General features: G+C 65.5%; 10 protein-coding genes and 5 pseudogenes. 9 read left to right on the top strand and 6 right to left on the bottom strand.

Annotation, left to right across the window (positions count from 1 at the left end):
* Positions 1-327: 327 nt before the first annotated feature.
* Complete coding sequence (locus tag ACIQNU_RS42480; protein WP_401377709.1) at positions 328-579, bottom strand: DddA-like double-stranded DNA deaminase toxin; 252 nt, start codon at positions 577-579, stop codon at positions 328-330.
* Between the two features lie 146 nt (positions 580-725).
* On the opposite strand from ACIQNU_RS42480, the pseudogene ACIQNU_RS42475 reads away from it, so the two are divergent.
* The 3 genes and pseudogenes from ACIQNU_RS42475 to ACIQNU_RS42465 all read left to right on the top strand — a co-directional run.
* Positions 726-1,118: pseudogene (locus ACIQNU_RS42475) on the top strand (ABC transporter ATP-binding protein); the annotation flags it as partial.
* 438 nt (positions 1,119-1,556) lie between these two features.
* On the top strand, positions 1,557-2,486 hold the full coding sequence (locus tag ACIQNU_RS42470; RefSeq protein ID WP_401377690.1) for a hypothetical protein: 930 nt from the start codon (positions 1,557-1,559) through the stop codon (positions 2,484-2,486).
* Positions 2,487-2,755: 269 nt separating this feature from the next.
* Positions 2,756-3,234: pseudogene (locus tag ACIQNU_RS42465) on the top strand (transposase).
* A gap of 110 nt (positions 3,235-3,344) precedes the next feature.
* Here ACIQNU_RS42465 and ACIQNU_RS42460 read toward each other — a convergent pair.
* A complete protein-coding gene (locus ACIQNU_RS42460; protein ID WP_401377688.1) occupies positions 3,345-7,400 on the bottom strand; it encodes a polymorphic toxin-type HINT domain-containing protein in 4,056 nt (1,351 codons plus the stop codon).
* 553 nt (positions 7,401-7,953) lie between these two features.
* Between ACIQNU_RS42460 and ACIQNU_RS42455 the strand changes: the two genes are divergently transcribed.
* The 3 genes from ACIQNU_RS42455 to ACIQNU_RS42445 all read left to right on the top strand — a co-directional run bounded on the left by ACIQNU_RS42455 (position 7,954) and on the right by ACIQNU_RS42445 (position 11,568).
* On the top strand, positions 7,954-8,427 hold the full coding sequence (locus ACIQNU_RS42455; RefSeq protein WP_401377685.1) for a hypothetical protein: 474 nt from the start codon (positions 7,954-7,956) through the stop codon (positions 8,425-8,427).
* 94 nt (positions 8,428-8,521) lie between these two features.
* A complete protein-coding gene (locus tag ACIQNU_RS42450; RefSeq protein WP_401377682.1) occupies positions 8,522-9,757 on the top strand; it encodes a trypsin-like serine protease in 1,236 nt (411 codons plus the stop codon).
* Between the two features lie 563 nt (positions 9,758-10,320).
* Positions 10,321-11,568, top strand: a complete 1,248-nt coding sequence (locus ACIQNU_RS42445) for a HEAT repeat domain-containing protein (protein ID WP_401377679.1) — start codon at positions 10,321-10,323, stop codon at positions 11,566-11,568.
* Between the two features lie 6 nt (positions 11,569-11,574).
* Here ACIQNU_RS42445 and ACIQNU_RS42440 read toward each other — a convergent pair.
* Positions 11,575-11,913 (bottom strand): annotated as a pseudogene (locus tag ACIQNU_RS42440) (transposase); the annotation flags it as partial.
* Between the two features lie 97 nt (positions 11,914-12,010).
* Between ACIQNU_RS42440 and ACIQNU_RS42435 the strand changes: the two are divergent.
* Positions 12,011-12,424, top strand: coding sequence for a hypothetical protein (locus ACIQNU_RS42435; RefSeq protein ID WP_401377677.1), 414 nt, complete (start codon positions 12,011-12,013; stop codon positions 12,422-12,424).
* Between the two features lie 33 nt (positions 12,425-12,457).
* Positions 12,458-13,021: pseudogene (locus ACIQNU_RS42430) on the top strand (transposase family protein); the annotation flags it as partial.
* A gap of 33 nt (positions 13,022-13,054) precedes the next feature.
* On the opposite strand, the pseudogene ACIQNU_RS42425 reads toward ACIQNU_RS42430, so the two are convergent.
* Together ACIQNU_RS42425 and ACIQNU_RS42420 are read right to left on the bottom strand one after the other, a co-directional pair.
* Positions 13,055-13,399, bottom strand: a pseudogene (locus ACIQNU_RS42425) (transposase); the annotation flags it as partial.
* 257 nt (positions 13,400-13,656) lie between these two features.
* Positions 13,657-14,235: a hypothetical protein gene (locus ACIQNU_RS42420; RefSeq protein WP_401377674.1), complete on the bottom strand. Its 579-nt coding sequence runs from the start codon at positions 14,233-14,235 to the stop codon at positions 13,657-13,659.
* Between the two features lie 610 nt (positions 14,236-14,845).
* On the opposite strand from ACIQNU_RS42420, the gene ACIQNU_RS42415 reads away from it, so the two are divergent.
* Positions 14,846-15,739, top strand: a complete 894-nt coding sequence (locus tag ACIQNU_RS42415) for a DUF5655 domain-containing protein (protein WP_401377706.1) — start codon at positions 14,846-14,848, stop codon at positions 15,737-15,739.
* A gap of 177 nt (positions 15,740-15,916) precedes the next feature.
* Here ACIQNU_RS42415 and ACIQNU_RS42410 read toward each other — a convergent pair whose 3' ends face one another.
* Positions 15,917-17,269 (bottom strand): DUF317 domain-containing protein, encoded by a 1,353-nt coding sequence (locus ACIQNU_RS42410; protein ID WP_401377671.1) that lies wholly within the window; start codon positions 17,267-17,269, stop codon positions 15,917-15,919.
* Positions 17,270-17,280 lie beyond the last annotated feature (11 nt).

The following is a 17,280-nucleotide window of genomic DNA, read 5'->3' as shown; positions in this document are numbered from 1 at the left end:
ACGCCAACTTCGCCCGAACACGGTTCACTTCATATACGTCCACACACCCAACATGCTCGTGATCAGGACCAACAGGAAGACCTAACGGAGTCCTATTAGTTCGGGATTTCGAGATCCCACTTGGCCTTACCTATGAGAGGTTCAGGCTCCGCATATCCAGGGCAGTGCACGTAGATAGTCATCCCCTCGGGGAGGATTGCGGGAACGGTCTGCTCGCAGCCAATATCGTTTGGTCCAGCTCGTCGAGAGCCGTCGACACTTCCTCGTTGTCTCGCAGATCTCGACGTTCTGGCGTCACCGGGCTACCGCCTCTCGGGTAATACACCTTCAGGGTATGATCCATGGGGAGGATGGCCTCCACGGCATTTCCGCAGTCCAATTCTTTGGCGCATACGTCAGAATATTGATGACCACTATCGCATGCGTGATGTCATTACTCTTCATCCAGGCTGCATATTTTGCCTCTACGAGGGATGCCATACTGTAATTCCCAACCCTTTTCTTGGGGTACAACGGATGCCCCGAAGACTGAAGCAGCGCATCCGCCTTGCCGAACAAGCTGTCATGTTCGCCACTCATCAGCCCGCGTAGCTCTTTTGTGACCGCAGCGGGAATTCTATTTCCATAGAGTCCGCACTGCATATGCAAACCGGGATCGTGCGTCACGTACCTGGAGGCCGCAGTGCCGCCCATCCTCGGCAGATACTTGACAGTTATAGATAAAGATGGACCCCGAAGCCGAGATCGAAGCCTTCGACCGCATCCGCCGGCGCGCCGCCCCGAACCGGGCCGTCGTCCTGGTCACCCACCGCGTGTCCGGGGTCCGCCACGCCGACCGCATCGACGTCCTCAACGATGGGCACCTCGCCGAACACGGCACACATGACGAACTCATCGCCGCTCGGGGGCGGTACGCTGCCATGTTCGCCGCGCCGGCCGCCCAGTACGCCCCCACCACCGGCATCCCGCATCCACCGCTGCGGACCCCGCATGACCCACTTCACGTTCCCCGTCTCCGGCCGTCGCCACCGAACGCCGCAAGCACACCCACCACTTGCTTAACGAGTAGCCATGCCCGGCCGCAAGTGCGGGTTGGCCGTGGATGCCAGTTGGGCTAGCTCGGGCAGGATCCCGCCCTCGCCCATCCAGCCGCAGCCAGACCTCGGCGGTCTTCTCGGCCGCCAGCGCGGTCAGTTCCTCCAGCAGATCGCTGGACAGACCATTCGCGGATACCGGCATCGACTCCGCGTCGGCACCCTCGACGGCCCCGCCGACACCGGCAAGCGACACGCCGCCACCCGTCCCGATCAGGTGATCCGTCGTCATTCCCATCAGGTGACTTCTTCGTGGAGGCTCACACCTGATTCATGACTCTCCCCACTCCCTATGATGTCAGACGTAATTGTCGGCGGGTGGCGCCGGTGTGAGCCGAGGGGCGGGTTGTGATGGGTCGGCGGCTTGAGGAATCCCTGGGAGGGGCGCGGTGGGTACTGGATCCGTTGGTGGGAGTCGGTCCGCTGCGCTTCGGAATGTCGCCTGATGAGGTGTCTGCGGCGTTGGACGGAGCCATCGCGTACGGCTCGTACAACCTGGGCGACGGGGTCGGCTGGGGTGACTACCAGAAATGGGCTGTGACTGGGATCTACGGGGAGAATTCCGGTCTGGTCGGGGTGTCGACAAGAGTTTGGGATGGGCCACAGGTGGTGCTGCGAGGGGTGGAGTTGATTGCGCGGGTGCCGTCCGAGGTGCGGGCGGACCTCCAGCGGCTGGCCCGGGAGGAAGGCATCATCGTCGGCGCGAACCGGAGTGGCGATCCGGAGGTGCCGGCCTGGGGACTGTCGATGAGAACGGTGCGCAGCGGTGATTCGGTCATCACTGTCGCCTTGCTCGTCGACGCCGAGGCCGCGGCGGACCCGTACGGGTCCAAGCCGATCGTCCAGTGGTGGGATGTCCGCGAACTGGAACCCAATCCGGGAGCATGGCCGGTGAGGGCCGATCGAGACCGGCCGCGCTGGGAGTGGACACCGCTGGAGCGGATCGGCCCTCTCGAGTTCGGGATGAGCCCGCAGCAGGTGGTGGCCGCGCTGAACGGTGAGGCGCCAGCTGCCCGTCGCGGCCGCTACCCCTACGGCGAGCCGTGGGAGTCCATCGGGCAGTGGTACCTGCTCACCGACCGGTTCGACAGGACTGGGGTGACCGCGCTTTACACCTATCGTGAGGGCCTTCCTGCCCTGGGGGCTGTGCAGGTGCACGGGCGCAGCGGTCCGCAGGTCGAGTTCGCCGGCATCCCGTTGATCGGCATGGTGCCGTCGGTGGTCGAGGAGGCTCTGATCCAGTATTGCGACGATCACGGCCTCGAAACCACCAGCGGTCCATCGGGTCTGGGATCAGAACAGCTCAACATGTACGTGGGGGCGACCAGCGCTGGAGATGCTGCGATCAGTGAAGCTCGGTTCTGCGCGCCCGGTTGGTATGACGAAGGTTAGAAGCCGTATCTCAACCGATCTTGGAACGTGCAGATCGGACGGAGGTCCTGGTCGGGTGATCTTCAGCCGGTAAGCGCATGAAGGCAGGGCCTCCTTGGGGCTCGGGGGTGCGATCCCATTCCGAGCCATTCCCGCAGGCCCTGTTGTCGTTGTTGTAGGCGTCCGAGCCCGATCACTTCAACTCGCCCGCCGTATTGTGTGACTGTCTCGCGCACGTGTATGGCAACGCGGCCGGTCATCCGGACCGGGTTCTCCGGTATCCGTCGGACATGACGGACGCGGAGTGGGCGGAGGTCCGGCTGTCACTGCCGGTGCCGGCCTGGCCGCGGACGGCCTGAGGGCTACCGTCATCGGCAGCTGCTGGATGCGATCCGTTACCTGATCGCGGGCGGGATCTCGTGGCGGGCGATGCCCGCGGACTTTCCCGGCTGGGGGCGGGTCTATGCCTTCTTCCGGCGCTGGCGTAAGCACGGGCTGATCGCCAAGTTACACGAACGGCTGCGAGGAAAGGTCCGCGAGCACGAGGGCCGTAAGGTCGAGCCCACGGCGCGGATCATCGACGCGCAGTGGGTGCGGGCGGCCGCGACGGTGCCGGCATCCTCACGTGGCTACGGCGGCGGCAAGAAGGTGCCGGGCCCTCACCGCCAACCCCGAGGCCGTTATCTACATCGCCTCGATCGACAACCTCAGCAGGCACATAACGGACGAAATCATGCCAACCTGGCGAGGAACCTACTTGGACATATAGGGTAATACGCCTAGATCAAATGCCCTCTGTAAACGAGCAGAAAGGGTCCGCCAGCAGCTGGCGGACCCTTTCTGCAAGATCGAAGTTAGATGTTCTTCATGCCCTGAGACTCACACTGCACAGCGGTCCCCGGTTGGATTTTTCCACGTCGAATTTGGACGCTTACTCTTACCCGGCAAGGGGTACGCCGTACTTGCGCCTGGCATCCACACGCAAAGAATCTGGTCTTCGTATAGGAGTGCGGGCACTGTGTATCGACAGCCCTTCTGATGAGCGTCTCCATCAGGGCAAATGTAATTCTTGTTGATAGTTATGTGGACCACATCGCCTTTTGCGCCGTCATTACGCATCATCCAAGCGGTCCTGGCTTCGGGGTGGCCTGCTGCGCTCAGATTATTGCCGGCGAACCACTCCTTAAAGTCAGAGGACTCTTTGAGGAATTGGCTGATCTCTTTAGAAGTTGCGTCGGTTCCGCTCCTCAGTACATTGTCCACGCCCAAATATGGTGCACCATCCGCATTGAATATCAGCCCCTCTCCAGCACTACCGGGAGATATATTTAGCCTGTCGCTGGCTTTTTTCACCCAAAGCGGACAGGCTCCGCCTGTGTTGTGGACGAGGACGTTGGTGGTGCCGGTCGAGGCGTAGTAGGTGTGGAGGTCGTCGACGGTGAGGTCGTAGGCGTCCTGGAGTCCCTGCCAGTCGTGGGTACGAGCGACGGTGGCCGTGCCGTTCTGCGGGGTGCGCAGGGTGTCGCCGGTTTTGAGGTCGCTTGCGTTTTTCCAGGTCTGGTCGTTCTGGGACCAGTAGGGGTGGTGGCTGGTGGAGGTGAGGGTGGAGCCGTCGGTGAGTGTGAGGTCGGTGAAGTTGCGGTCGTCGGGGGTGTGGATGGTGCGGGTGACGGTCCTGGGGCCGGTTTCGCCGGTGGTGGGGTCGGTGGCCGTGACGAGGTCACCGGTCTGGACCTGTTCGATCCGGCGGCTGGTGCCGTCGGCCATGAGGACCTTGGTGCCGGCGGGGAAGCTGTGTGCCGCTCCGGTGAGGCATGCGATGGTGCGGCGGACAGTGCGGGTGGCTTTGAGGGCGTCGACAGCCTTGTCGATTTTGAAGGCGAGCCTGAGTTTGCCCATCGGTGTGACACCGAGGACGGCTACCGTGCATTTGATGGCGGCCGGCTCTTTGATGCAGGATTCTATGTCGGCGAGGCCGGACATTTCATAGGCGATGTTTGCCCATGTGCGGGGGTCTTTCGCTGCGTCTATGTAGGGGCCGAGGTCCGGGGTGCAATCCCCGATCCGGTACCCGTAGTAGGGAATGGTGTAGGAGAGGCAGAATATTTTGGAATCGGGTTCGTTGGCCTTGCGTTCTTCTTCTGCCTGTTCGAGTGCCTCCTCCATTTCCCTTTCGTAAAGGTTACGGGTGTGCTGCCAGGCTTCCTTCGCGGCGGCTTCTGCTTCTTCTGCGCTCTTGCCTGCGGCGTCGGCTTCTGCTTTCGCGGCGGCTGCGGATCTGTTCGCGTCGGTTGCGGACTGGCGGGCGTAGGCGGCGGAGAATTCGGCAGCGGCGGCGGAGTCCTCCGCTGCTGTGGCGTCGGCATCGGCCCGGTTGGCGGCGTTGCGTGCGGTCGCGGCTGATGCGGCTGCGTTCGCGGCGCTTTGTTCGGCGTCATCCGCGGAGGCGTCGGCGTCGGCGGCGTGCTGTGCGGCCTGATCTGCGGACTTCTGCGCTTCGAGCGCTGCTGCTGCGGCTTCGCCGGCGGCGTTGCGGGCCTTTGCTGCGGCTTCGGCGGCGCGCCAGGCGTCCGCTTGTGCCTTGGCTGCGACCAGGGAGCCTTCGGCGATGAGGCGTTGGACCTGGTGGACGTGGTGGGTGGCGAGGTCGTCCTTGCGCTGGGCCATGTACTGGCCGACGGTGACGAATTCGTGCTGCAGTTGCGGCGGGCCGGCGAGGGCGATCTTCGCGGCCGACTGGACCTCGGGCCCCCCGGTCTCGGCCAGTCGGGCGGTGATGACCTTCTCGTCGGTGGCGCTCTCGCCGTACTGGCCGACCTGCAGGAAGGTCGCGAGTGCTTTGCCGGTTCCGTCGGCAAGCGCGGCCTTTGCAGCTTGGCTGACGCTGGGGCCGCCGGTCTCCGCCAGGCGGGCGGCGTCGACCTTCATGTCATCGAGTCCGGCCTCGAACTGGCCGGTGGTGTGGAAAGCCTCGATCTGTGCGGGGGTGCCGGTGAGGACTTCGGTAGCCGCGGTACGCACCGACGCGTAGGGGCTCTGAGTGCTCAGATTGACGACACGCTGGCGGATGTCGCTGTCGTTGGCCTCCTTCCAGCGGGTGCGCAGGTAGTCGAGGACATCCTGGTCGGTCCCCGACAGCGCACGGGCTGCCGCTTCCTTGTGCCAGGGGCCGAGGAGCTTGATGGCCTGCATGGCGAGCTGGCGGCCCTTGGCGGCAGTGGCCTGGACATCGACGTCGGGCCGGCCGGCCTCCTGGGCGAGCTCGGAGGCGGTGGTGTCCAGCGCCAGTGCCTGCTGCTGTGTGGCGGCGGCGGTCGAGATCCCGACTTCGGTGACCGCCTTCATCGAGCGGGCCTGCTCGATCCCTCCTTCTGTGCGGGTGAGCAGGTCGTCGTTCTCGGTCTCCCTGGCCAGGGTGGTGATTTCCTTGGCCTTGGCCACTGCTGTTGTCGCGGCGTCGGCCGCCACCTTGGCTGCGTCGGCGTTCTTCTTCGACACCGCAGCGTAGGTGGCCGAGTTCCCCGCTTGGTCGGCGGCTTCTTTTGCGAAGTCGGCGGCCTTGTCCGCGTGTGCAGCGGCGGAATTGGCGGCGTCGCGGGCCCCGTAGGCGGCGGTGGCTGCCTGGCGGGCCCGGGCGCTGGAGCGGTCGGCGGCACGATCGGCAGCGATGGCGTGACGGCGCGCTTCGGCCGCGGCCTGGCGGGCAGCGTTGGAACTCACACCGGCGGCATCCGCATAGTCGTTTGCCTCGTCAGCGGCGTCAGCCGCGGCCCGCGCGTTACTGGAGGCGCTCTTGGCCGCCAGGGCGGCACCCGCGGCGGCGTCCGAGGCTTTCCCGGCGTTGTCGGCGGCGGTTGCCGCGGTTCTGGCAGCTGCCCCTGCGAGCCTTGCCTGCGCTGAGGCGAGGTAGGCGCCATCGGCGAGGGCCCTGTCGCCGGCGGCGGCGATGGCCGCCTGGTGGGCCTTGTTCGCTGCTTCGGCGGCTGCGGCTGCCGCCGAGGCCGTCTGCGCGGCGGCGAGCGAGGCGCGGCGCGCGGCTGCGGAAGCGGCGTTCGCCGAGCCGATGGCCTCCTGCGCGGCCTCTGCCGCGGCCCGCGCGGCATCCGCAGCCTGCTGCGACTTGACGGCGGCCTTGGTCGCGTCGTCCTTGGCGGCCTCGGTCTCCGCGGCTGCCTTCGCAGCGGCTTCCTTGGCCAGCTGAGAGGCTGTGATGGCCTTCTTGGACGCTTCCTCCGCCTTCTTCGTCGCGTCTTCGGCATCCTTGCCGGCCGCCTTGGCCCGCTCGACCAACTCCTCGACCGTCGCGTGCTCCTGGTCCCGGTTACGGGCGACGAACTGCCCAACCGCCAGGAACTCCTCGATGTCCTCAAAGCTGCCCTGAAGCGCCAGCTTGGCCGCCGCCTTCAGGTTCGGACCGCTGCTGGATGCCGACGCCAGGCGGGCTGTCTCGACCCGGTTGTCGTCCTTCTGGGCCTCGTACTGGCCCTCGGCGAGGAACAACTCCCTGTCGTCTGAGGTGCCCTGGAGGGCGGTCTTGCCCGCCTCCTGCACACCACGACCTCCCAGTGTTACCAGCCGGGCGATCTCGACCTTCTGGTCCTCATCCAGCGGGGCCTGGAAACCCGTGAGAAGCCATGTCTCCAGCTCGGCCGGCGACAGCAGCATCGCGTCCTTGGCGGCCTGCCGAACGCCCGGACCGCCGGTCATCGCCAGCCGCGCGGTCTCGATGCGGTTGTCGTCGTACTGGATCGACGCGGCTTCCTCCAGGAACTTCTGGATCGCCTCGTCCCCGCCGAGCAGCGCCTGTTCGGCAGCCGCTTGCAGGCCGGTCCCGCCGGTCTCCCAGTAGCCGACGATTTCAGCGCGTATGCCCGCAGGCAGTGCTGCCGACTCCGCCGCTACGGCGGCAGGTGCCCCCAGCAGACCTGACAGCATGCCCGCGGACAGCAGTATCCCCAGAGCCTGTCGTCGTGCTCTGAATCTCTTCAGTACGCCCGGACTTGGCGCCCGGGAGGTTATACGCCGTTTCATTCGACGACCCCTTCAATGTGGAAGGCGGTCCAGCCGGTCACGCCGCATGAGCGCCACACGTAAGGCGCATATGTAGATACTGACTTTGCGCGTATTACGGGGGCAGGCGGAATCCATGCAGTGTCCTGGCCGGGCTGGTACCGCTTGATGGAACACACCATCCGGGCAGCCCTCGCTGCAGGCCCGAAGACGTGCCCGATGATCTTTCAGGAACTGGAACGTGCAGGTCAAGGGGTTGCAGGCTGACCGTGGGGTCTGAGTCGAACTGGTTAACTCCGGCCGACATGACCGCTAATTGCGAGAGAACTCCGGAAGTTTCGGTGACGTGAATCACAGAGGCAGCCCTGTGGTCGGAATCTTGACCGTGCTTCACTTGCCGTGCGCTGATGGGTCGTTACCACCCGTCGCTTGTATGGAAAGGCTCACCATGCCCATATCCCGTGTACACAAGGCCCTAATGTCCGCTCTGGCGACCGTACTTGCTGGTGCAGCAACAACGTTCGGCGTTGCGCACGCCGAAAGCCGTGCTGATGCCAACCTGGCTGTCGAAGGTGAAATGCCTTACGCAATCGAGGACTTCAGCTATCCGGGTGCGGAAAAGATCGCAGCAGAGACGGGGGCGGTCCTCAAGCGAGGTGACGGTCATCTGCTGCTTACTACCTGCGGCGTCAGCGAGGACATCATGGTCATGAGCCGTCACGGGCAGAAAGACTTCTGCTTTGACGTCACGGCCAAGCCCGCCTTCCTCACGCTGGAGATCCCCCAGGCGTACGGTATTTGGACTTCTGCCGACCCGGTGAAGACCACCATCAAGAAGGATGACGGCACAATCACCGTCATCAACGCTCCCGCCAACGATTTCACCGGCTACGGCGAGGCCGGCGCAAGCGGCGATCCCACGATGCTCATCGAGCTCCGCATCGCCAGCTGACTCCAGCAGTAGCACCACACGCCCCGCCTCACCAACAGCCGCCCCTGAAAGGGCGGTTGCTTCGGCGCGTCGAATCTGACTTCCAGGGAGAACAATGAGTACAACAGCGCGATACGCAGCCTGGCTCGCCGGCGTGCTGGTGGCGACGTCAACGCTCGTTGCCTTTCCGGCCCAGGCAACAGTGGGTGACCCGGCCAATAACGGGGAGACGCCTTTCGTCGCGAAGATCGAAATAGGCCAGACGAACAGAGTCTGCTCAGGAGCACTCATCGAGCAGCAGTGGATCGTCACCGCCGCGAGCTGCTTCGCCGACGGCTCAACCCGGCCGCCGTCCGTCGCCGCAGGTGCGCCTTCTCTGCCCACCAAGGCCACCATCGGACGCACCAATCTCAGCACCACGGCCGGCCAGGTCCGCGACATCGTGGAACTGGTCCCCCGGACCGACCGGGATCTGGTGCTGGCCAAGCTCTCTTCACCCGTGTACGACATCACACCCGTGGCCCTCAGCCCCAAGGCTCCCGCCAACGGCGAGGAACTGACCGTCGCCGGATACGGCCGGACCAAGTACACGTGGATACCCAACCTGCTGCATTCAGGCACCTTTACTGTTACCGGCACGAGCGGCGCGGAACTGAACATCGTTGGCCAGGCCGATGCCGCGGTTTGCATGGGTGACACAGGCGGCCCGGCGCTTCGCGCCGGAACCAGTGGTGACGAACTCGTCGCCATCAGCAGCCGTTCCTGGCAGGGCGGATGCCTCGGCTCAGAGGAAACACGCCAGGATGCCACCGAGACCCGCCTCGACGACATCACCGACTGGATCGGCACCCAAGTCGCCCGCTGGTCCCTCAATGCCCAGGCGAACAGCAAGTACGTGACCGCTGAACTGAACGCCTCCGGCACGCATGAAGGCAAGCTGCGTGCCCGCAGCGACACTGTCGGCGGCTGGCAGCAATTTACGCTGCACACCCCCGACAGCGGGACGAAGGTGGCACTCCGATCCGCAGCCAATAACCTCTTCGTCACTACCGAGGTCAACCAAACCGGAAACTACGAGGGAATGCTGCGCGCCCGCACTGGCGATCCCCACGGATGGGAGCTGTACACCTTCACGCTAGTGTCCGAAGAAAATCAAAAGTATTCTCTGAAGTCGGCGGCGAACGACAAGTACGTCGTCACTGAAGCCAACTACACCGGAGAAGACGCGGGCCTATTGCGCGCCCGCTCGGACACGGCCGCCGGCTGGGAGTACTTCACACTTCACCACGCCGACAACTTCCGCATCGCAGGAACCGTCCCCGCAGGACCGGCTCCGCTGCCATTGAATTAGCCTTCTACGCATTTCATGACCGGCAATCGGGTCTTCGGCATCCTTGGGGCTGTACGGCTCCTGCATCCGTGGACCTTTGAGGACGCTGCGCTGCAGCGGTGATCTCTCGCGAGGGTCCGCCGACGAAGTCGGTGGGCCCCTTCGCCATGCGGAACTGATTGAGGGCAGGCCGTAGTTCACGCGCAGGGGCGTCGGCGTAGTCGAGTGACGCCCGGTTCTCATTGATCTGCCGGGTCAAGGTCGCGTCCGGAACCTGACAGGCACAGCATCCAAGATCTGGATTTCTCGGCGCCCCGTGATCTGAGCGGAAGACCGTGAGGTCGTCCTCGCCCGCGAGGGCCGGGACACCGTTCAGGACCAGGGGCGCCGGGCCGTAACCGGCACTTGGACCAGCCCCTACGACGGGAAGGTCTCACTACACCGTCGACCGGCGTCGACATCGACCACACCGTTGCTGTACCTGCGACGGGGTGAGGGCTGCATCGCAGCAGTTCAAGACGTCAGCGGCATGCGAGCGACAGTGGTAGTCCGCCGATGTCAGACGGCCGTGTCATCCTGCCGCCATGATCGATAAGTACGACGGATTGCTGGCCGGGCTGGATGAGGTGGACTGGGCGAACCTGGAAGCCGGAGCGGAGGTACCCGACCGCTTGCGCGCCCTGTGCGGCGAAGACGACAAGGTACGGCAGAAGGCGCTCGGCGGCCTGTTCAACGGCATCTTTCACCAGGGCTCTCGGTATCAGGCATCCCCGTTCGTGGTGCCCTTCCTTGCCCGGCTCGCTGTGGCCGGTCCCCGGCCTCTCCGCGAGGAGCTGATGTGGATGCTGACCCGTCTGGCGGTCGACTGGCACGACGAGTACGACGTCGCCACCGGGATCAACATCGTCGCCTGGCGCGCGGTCGCCGCTCAGTTCACCCCGGATGCGATTTTGCCCTGGTACGACGAGCAGCTTGCCGTCGAGAAGGATGAACAGCGACGCGAGCAACTGCTTCAGGCCCGGGCGGCGGTGGCGGCCGGCATGCCTGTCGACGCGCGGGACGCGGCGCTCCGCTCGTACGACGCGGTCCTGGCCGAACTTCCCCTGCTGCTGGCCCTGCTCGACGACGACGAACCCCGGATCCGGATCCGGACCGCCTACCTGCTCGCCTGGTTCCCCGAGGCATCCGCCGGCACGCTTCCGCGCCTGTTCGATCTCGCCGAACGCGACCACGATTCCGTCGTGACGGCCACCGCCCTGGTCGCCGCAGGACTTGTCGGCACCTTGCCGCGGGCCGGCGACCTCGCCCCGTATCTGGAAGATGGAGACGGCCTGGTGCGGTGGGCCGCCGCCACCGCACTCATCCGGATCGCCAGCAGCTGCGACGGGACACTCGACGCTGGGCTACTCGACCGCGCCACCGCCGAACTCGCCGTCGCGGCAGTCAACCCCGCGCCCACACCCGCCACCGACTACAACGAGGGCGACTTCCACGGCCACATCGAGACCACTCTGCGCACCCTCGCCACGGGCGTTCCGCAGGCCGCGCTCGCCGCCTGCCTGCCCCGCATCGAGCGGGACCGGAACGGACGCCGAACCAGAGCCGCCCTGGATAGGCTCTTCCCGGCACCGCTACAGAGCCCTCTGCCCTGCTATGCCGACCTGCCCGCCGCGCAAGCGCAGTTGGTGCATGCTCTGGCAAACCTGGAGCACCCCTGGGTCGGTCGAGCGGTTGCCGGACAACTCCACGACCGCGGCCTGCCAGACTCCCAGAACGCCCTGCGCGCCTACGCCGGACTTCCCCCAGTCACCGAGGGCTGGCAGCGGACCTGACCTCCGTGAGACCCATTGCGGGGTTCGCCCTACGCGATGTCGGCCCAGGCGGTTGGAAGGTTCGGCGTCTCGAGGGGCCATGCGAGGGGTGATCTGGTGGCGGCGGAGCCACGCTCGTAAATGGTCGAAGTCGTATCCCTTGTCTGCGTGCAGTTTGGCCGGGCGGCGACGTCTCGGTCTGTAGCGAGAGCGGATCGGCGGAATGGCCCTCATCAGGGAGATGAGGGCCTGGCTGTCGTGCAGGTTGGCACCGGAGACGCCCAGTGAGATCGGCAGACCGTTGCGGTCACAGATGACGTGAATCTTTGCCCCGAGCTTGCCGCGATCGGTCGGACTCAGGGCTGTCCCGTAAGTGATGGTCGCGCATGACCGGCCCGGGGTCTTCTGTAGCGAAGGTGCAGTGGCAGGATGACGGTTTGGACCACCTTGAGAGGCCATCCTCGTGCCCACGCCTGCCGACTACCTTGCACTGGCGCATGGCGAGAGAGACAGCTTTGTCCTGCATCGTCTCGCGCAATGTCCGTACCCTTTCGTCTGGCAAGCCCTGGCGGCTAATCCCCACAACCCTTCCGAAGCCCTCCAGGAACTGAGCACGGCCCGAGACAGCGTCTGGAACGACAACAAGCTTCTTCGCCTGCTGGCAGAACATCCCGGCGCGAATCCCGGCGCTCTTCGAGCTGTCCTCGAAGCCGTTGCAGCGAAGCTCGAGCAGGGCGAACGGCCCTACGCCGCCGTACTCGCTCTCGCCGACCGGCTGGAACTTGAGGTGGACGAGGTGAGGAGGCTTGGAACCCTTCGTGGTGCCTCTGCTCGTCTGCGCCATCTGCTTAACCTGCGGTTGAGCGTCCGCATCTGATTCCCTCTCGATCACGGGCGAGATGATCTCGATGTGGCTGGTGTTCTCACGGCGTCGGAGCTGTTCTGGATAGCCCCGTTCACCGGGCTGAGCCCGCGGCAGTTCGGCAAGCTGGTGACGGTTCTGCGGCGCGAGGGTGCGGACGCAGTCCGCAGGGGCCGACCGTGGAGCCTGGCCCTGGAGGACCGGGCCCTGCTGGTCGCGGCCTACTGGCGCAGGAACCTGACCATGCGCCAACTGGCCCCGTTGTTCGGGGTTTCCAAGTCGGCAGCGGACCGGATAATTGATCACCTCGGGCCTATGCTCGCCCTCCAGCCTCGCAAACGGTTCGCGAAGGACACCGTGCTGATCGTGGACGGGACCTTGGTCCCCACCCGCGATCACACCGTCGCCGAGCAGTCGAAGAACTACCGGTACTCCACCAACCACCAGGTCGTCATCGACGCCGACACCCGCCTCATCGTGGTGGTCGGCCGGCCCCTGCCCGGCAACCGCAACGACTGCAAGGCATGGGAAGAGTCCGGCGCGAAGACCGCCGTTGGCACAACCACGACCACCGCCGACGGCGGCTATCCGGGCACCGGGCTCGTGATGCCCAGCCACTCGGCGATCATTTACGGGGCAACGCGTCGGTCCGGTCAGAGGGTCGCCCTTTACCGCCCGAGCACTTGCCGAGTCGATCGCGCACCGGGTCCAGTCCAGCTTGCCGTTCGCACCGAACCTATCCAGCACCACCCGGTGCAACTTCGCCCACACCCGGGCCTTGAACCATCCAGCGAAACGCCGGTGGACCATTTGCCGGGAGGCACCGAAGACCGGTGGCAACTGCCGCCAAGTGCAGCCTGACGTGGCGACGAAGAGAATCGCTGCCAGGACTGCCCGATCGTTACACCGCCGCCGACTGCCTCCTTGGGCGCGCATCGGCGCCTCTGGCGCCACCTCTTGGAAGAGCTCCCACAGTCCATCCGGCACCAACTGCTCACTATGTCCGTGCCAGAGCAACGAGCCTCGGAGCCCACCAAGGCACCGCTTACCCAAGATGCCTGCCACCTCACGATCCTCCATCCTCGGCCGAGGCTGCTGAGATGCCTTGGCGCAACGGATGTCGAAACCGGCACCGGTGCTATGAAAACGAAGCCAAGCTTCCTCGCATGTCGGTCTTGCCGACGTCTTCGTCTGTAGCCGCCGACTCGCCGCATAGGTTTGTTCGTCGCGGCCGAAGCCCGAGGGGCCTATTCGTGGTGCCAGACCTCAGCCGGAGTGATGTCCCAAGAGGTGCCCGCGATTCCCGCCGTGTTGAAGAACGACGCCCAACTCACCACCGCATCGCCAGCGCGCTGTGCGCCTCGATCGAACTCGAAGCCAGGCCAGCTGAGATCGCCCCCGAGGCAATACCAAATGCCCAAGCCCCGCTCCAGGGCATGAGCCTCCATCTCCGCGTCCAGCTCAGACGGCACACGGCCTATAAGACGGACCCCGTGGAATGTGACTTGGGGGCCACGCAATCCATCAACGAGCACGCACGTCAAGCCCACGCCTTCGACGAAGTAACACTTCACCGCGGGTCGCCGATTGTCCGACTCAGCCCTGCGGAACTCGACCCGCCACTGGGCACGCTGGGGGTTCCAGCGCTCAATCTCGCTCTCAGCAGCTGAAAATCCATGTTCCGCCATGGCCGTGACGGCCTCATGGCGCTTGGCGCCGAAGCTCAGCGGTCCGAGAGTCTTGCGAGGCACGTAGCCCCACTGTTCCCGCTCCGTGTCCGCGAGCACCACCCAGTAGTCTGTGTTCACCGCCTGATGATCGTTCACACGAGGCTCTCGACACAAACCGATCCAACGATCCACGAAGGGCGCTTTGGCCCCGCTTTCGGCTCCGCTCCTTTTCGCCTCCAACTGAGACGACCTCTTTAGTTCAACTACAGCCCGTACCTGTAGGGTGAAGTTCGGGCGCCCTGTCGACCGCCTCGGCGCATGGGGGAGCGGCGGCCGTCCTCGTGCTGTTCGCCGTCCTGGTCCACCTGCTCACTTGCGCCCACGGCCATCTTCCGGCCGGCGGGCAACACCGACAGCATCGCATTGGCTGCCAGCCCTTCGTGTGCTCATCCGCCAGCGCGGCCCCGGAGGCATGTTGCAGGCCAGTGGGGAAGAGGTGCGGGATGCCTTGTGTAGCAGGTGCTTAGAAGACACACACCCTGTCATTCTGTAAGCCCTTCTGACCTGCGCTATTGTAGTACATTGACGCATCGTCAGATGTTTTGGGGGACGCATGGGGGAATCGTGAACTCCCGGTGATCGGGGGACGTGACTGCTCCCCGATTGGGCGGTACTAGGGTCTGACACTATCTTCATGCCCCCGAAGTCTCTCGCGGAAATAATCCCGTACCTCGTCGGCGTTGGTGAATTCCGAGCCGAGGAGGGGGTGTCGGGCCTGAAGCTGTTCCGTACGGACACGACGAATAGCGGCATGACCGAGGTCATGCCGCGTCTTGCTGAGATCGAGGCCGACGTGCAGGGTCTCGTCGAGGCGCACATGCAGACGCTGCTGGGCGTCCGATTCCTGGCGAGTGAGTACAGCACGGGTCCGGTGCATGGAGGCAGGATCGATTCGCTCGGGCTGGACGAGAACGGCTCGCCGGTCATCGTCGAGTACAAGCGCGGCACGGATGCCGGCGTGATCAACCAGGGTCTGTTCTACCTGGCCTGGTTGATGGACCACCGTGCCGAGTTCGAGCACCTGGTCCGCGACCGGTTCGGGGTGACGGCCGCGTCCCAGGTCCTGTGGAGTGGCCCGCGCCTGATCTGCGTCGCCGGCGACTTCACCCGCTACGACGTGCACGCCGTGCGCGAGCACAGGCGCTCGATCGACCTTGTCCGCTACCGACTCTTCGGCAGCGATCTGCTCGGCGTTGAGACCGTGGCCTCCGTGAGCGGCGGCCAGGTGGCTCGCCGGGCACGGCGCCAGTCCTTTGCCCAGGCAGCGGCCGACGGCAAGGGCGCGGCGATGGCGGAGTTGGCGGGCGCAGTCGACGAGGTCCTGCTCGGGCTCGGGGACGGCGTGAACCGCGTGGAGCGCAAGACGTACCGGGCGTATCAGCGGCTGCGGAATTTTGCCTGCCTGTGCCCGCCGCAGCGGAGCAAGCTGTTGGTCTACCTGAAGGTCAACCCGAAGGAGGTCGATCTCGTTCCGGGCTTCACCCGGGACGTATCGGGTCTCGGTCATCACGGGACGGGCGACCTGGAGGTCCAGCTCCGTACGCCGAGGGACGTGGAGCGGGCGCAGGTTCTGTTCCGGGCGAGCTACGCCGCAGCGTGAGCGGATACTGCCGCATTTCACCTGGCGGGCTGCGCTTCGAGTCGTGTCTGCGGTCGTTGGCGGTTCCTTTCGACGTCCGGGCAGTGGGTGGCGGTGGACTATCCATGGTCCGCGGGATCGCCGGTTTGGCCAACCGGCGATCCCGCGCTATGTTGCTCCGCTCGTGCGGGCGGATGATCAGCGTGAACGGCTGGCGGCGACCGTCGGAGCCGTTGTCACACTGGCGGTCAGGCGGGTCGTGGGCTCGCGGCCCGGCTGGACCTGGCGTGTGCCGGTCTCCTGGGTGAGGGTTTCTGCGAGACCTGCAAGCAGCGAACTGGGGGTGTTCGGGGACGCGGTGATGGCCCAGGTTGGCCGGTCGGGACCGGTGCCGGCCCAGATGGTCCAAGCGGCTGGGTTCTGCGGGTGCTGCGCGGTCAGTGGGTCAAACTGAACGCCTGCCTTCCCGTCGGGGGAAGCCCAACGGATCCCGAACCCGGTCAAGGTGTGCTTCCACCCAGCCTCCGTGAGCGGCCGAGTGGCTGCGGTGACCATCCTCTCGTCTGCCGGGGCACCGGTGACCGAGTCCCAGCCATCGCCGTCGGCGAGGTGGATCAGGAGATCCTGCAACACCGGGGCGGGGGTGGTGCCGGTTGCGGTGAGGACCCACATGCGCTCGGAGACGGGTGTCTCGTAGGCGGCCACGGTCCATGTGACTTCGCGGGCGGGGGTTTCGTGGACGCGCTCGATGCGCAGGGTCTGCGACTCGTGGATGGCGTGGGTCGTGTCATCCGACCAGGTCCGCCACTTCTCGAACTCTCTGTGCGCGTCGAGGAAGCTGTCGAGGAGCGCGTCGTGGTCGCCGGGGGCGGCCAGGTAGACGGGGACGGTCTCTGGTTCCGGGCGGGGAGGTTCGGACTTGGCCGTGGTGACGTCGAAGACGGAGCGCGCTGCGATGGCGGCGCGTTCGGCATCGGTCATGGGAGCCGGCCCGGGGCGCATCTGGGCCGCGTGGAACTTCTCGAAGGCCATCAGCGCCTGCGCGGGTGAGACGAAGGTGTCGGCGACCTGGCGCAGGTGGTCCTCGCCGTGCAGGTGCACGGACTTGCCGCCCGGGTGGAGGTAGGTGCCGACCGCGATGGTGGTGTGGCCGTCACGGGCGTGGGCGTGGATGAGGAGGCGGCCGTTGCGGATGTCGTCGTGGATCCTCTGGGCCTGGTTGGAGATCTCTCGGATTTCTTTGCGGGTGCACCCGGGCATCGGGTAGTTCGGCCAGGTCCATTCCTCGTCGATGGCCTCCTGGAGCCGAGGGGTGATCTCGACGGTGATGCCTTCGGCGGTCAGGCGCTTAGCTGCGTCGTCGGCCCAGTAGGGCTCCTCGTGATCGATGCGCGCCAGGACCAGGACGTTGGTGGCGGCGACGCTCCAGTCGGCGGCCTCCAGAGCCATGAGGGCGACGTGGGCCTGGCTGCCGGTCAGGACCGCCTGCACCGCGCTTGGGTGAGTGGGGTGGGTGTCGAGGCGGACGTGGGCGTCAATGGCGGGAGTCACGTGGGGGTCTC

The organism is Streptomyces sp. NPDC091292 (genome assembly GCF_044757265.1).
Classification (GTDB): domain Bacteria; phylum Actinomycetota; class Actinomycetes; order Streptomycetales; family Streptomycetaceae; genus Streptomyces.
Note: the sequence above shows the minus strand (reverse complement) of the source record. Positions and strands in the feature narration are given on the sequence as shown.

Excerpts from the sequence above, each read along its gene's own strand:
- ACIQNU_RS42480 (WP_401377709.1), bottom strand. The coding sequence starts at position 579 with ATGAGTGGCGAACATGACAGCTTGTTCGGCAAGGCGGATGCGCTGCTT.
- ACIQNU_RS42445 (WP_401377679.1), top strand. The coding sequence starts at position 10,321 with ATGATCGATAAGTACGACGGATTGCTGGCCGGGCTGGATGAGGTGGAC.
- ACIQNU_RS42450 (WP_401377682.1), top strand. The coding sequence starts at position 8,522 with ATGAGTACAACAGCGCGATACGCAGCCTGGCTCGCCGGCGTGCTGGTG.
- ACIQNU_RS42455 (WP_401377685.1), top strand. The coding sequence starts at position 7,954 with ATGTCCGCTCTGGCGACCGTACTTGCTGGTGCAGCAACAACGTTCGGC.
- ACIQNU_RS42460 (WP_401377688.1), bottom strand. The coding sequence starts at position 7,400 with ATGCTGTCAGGTCTGCTGGGGGCACCTGCCGCCGTAGCGGCGGAGTCG.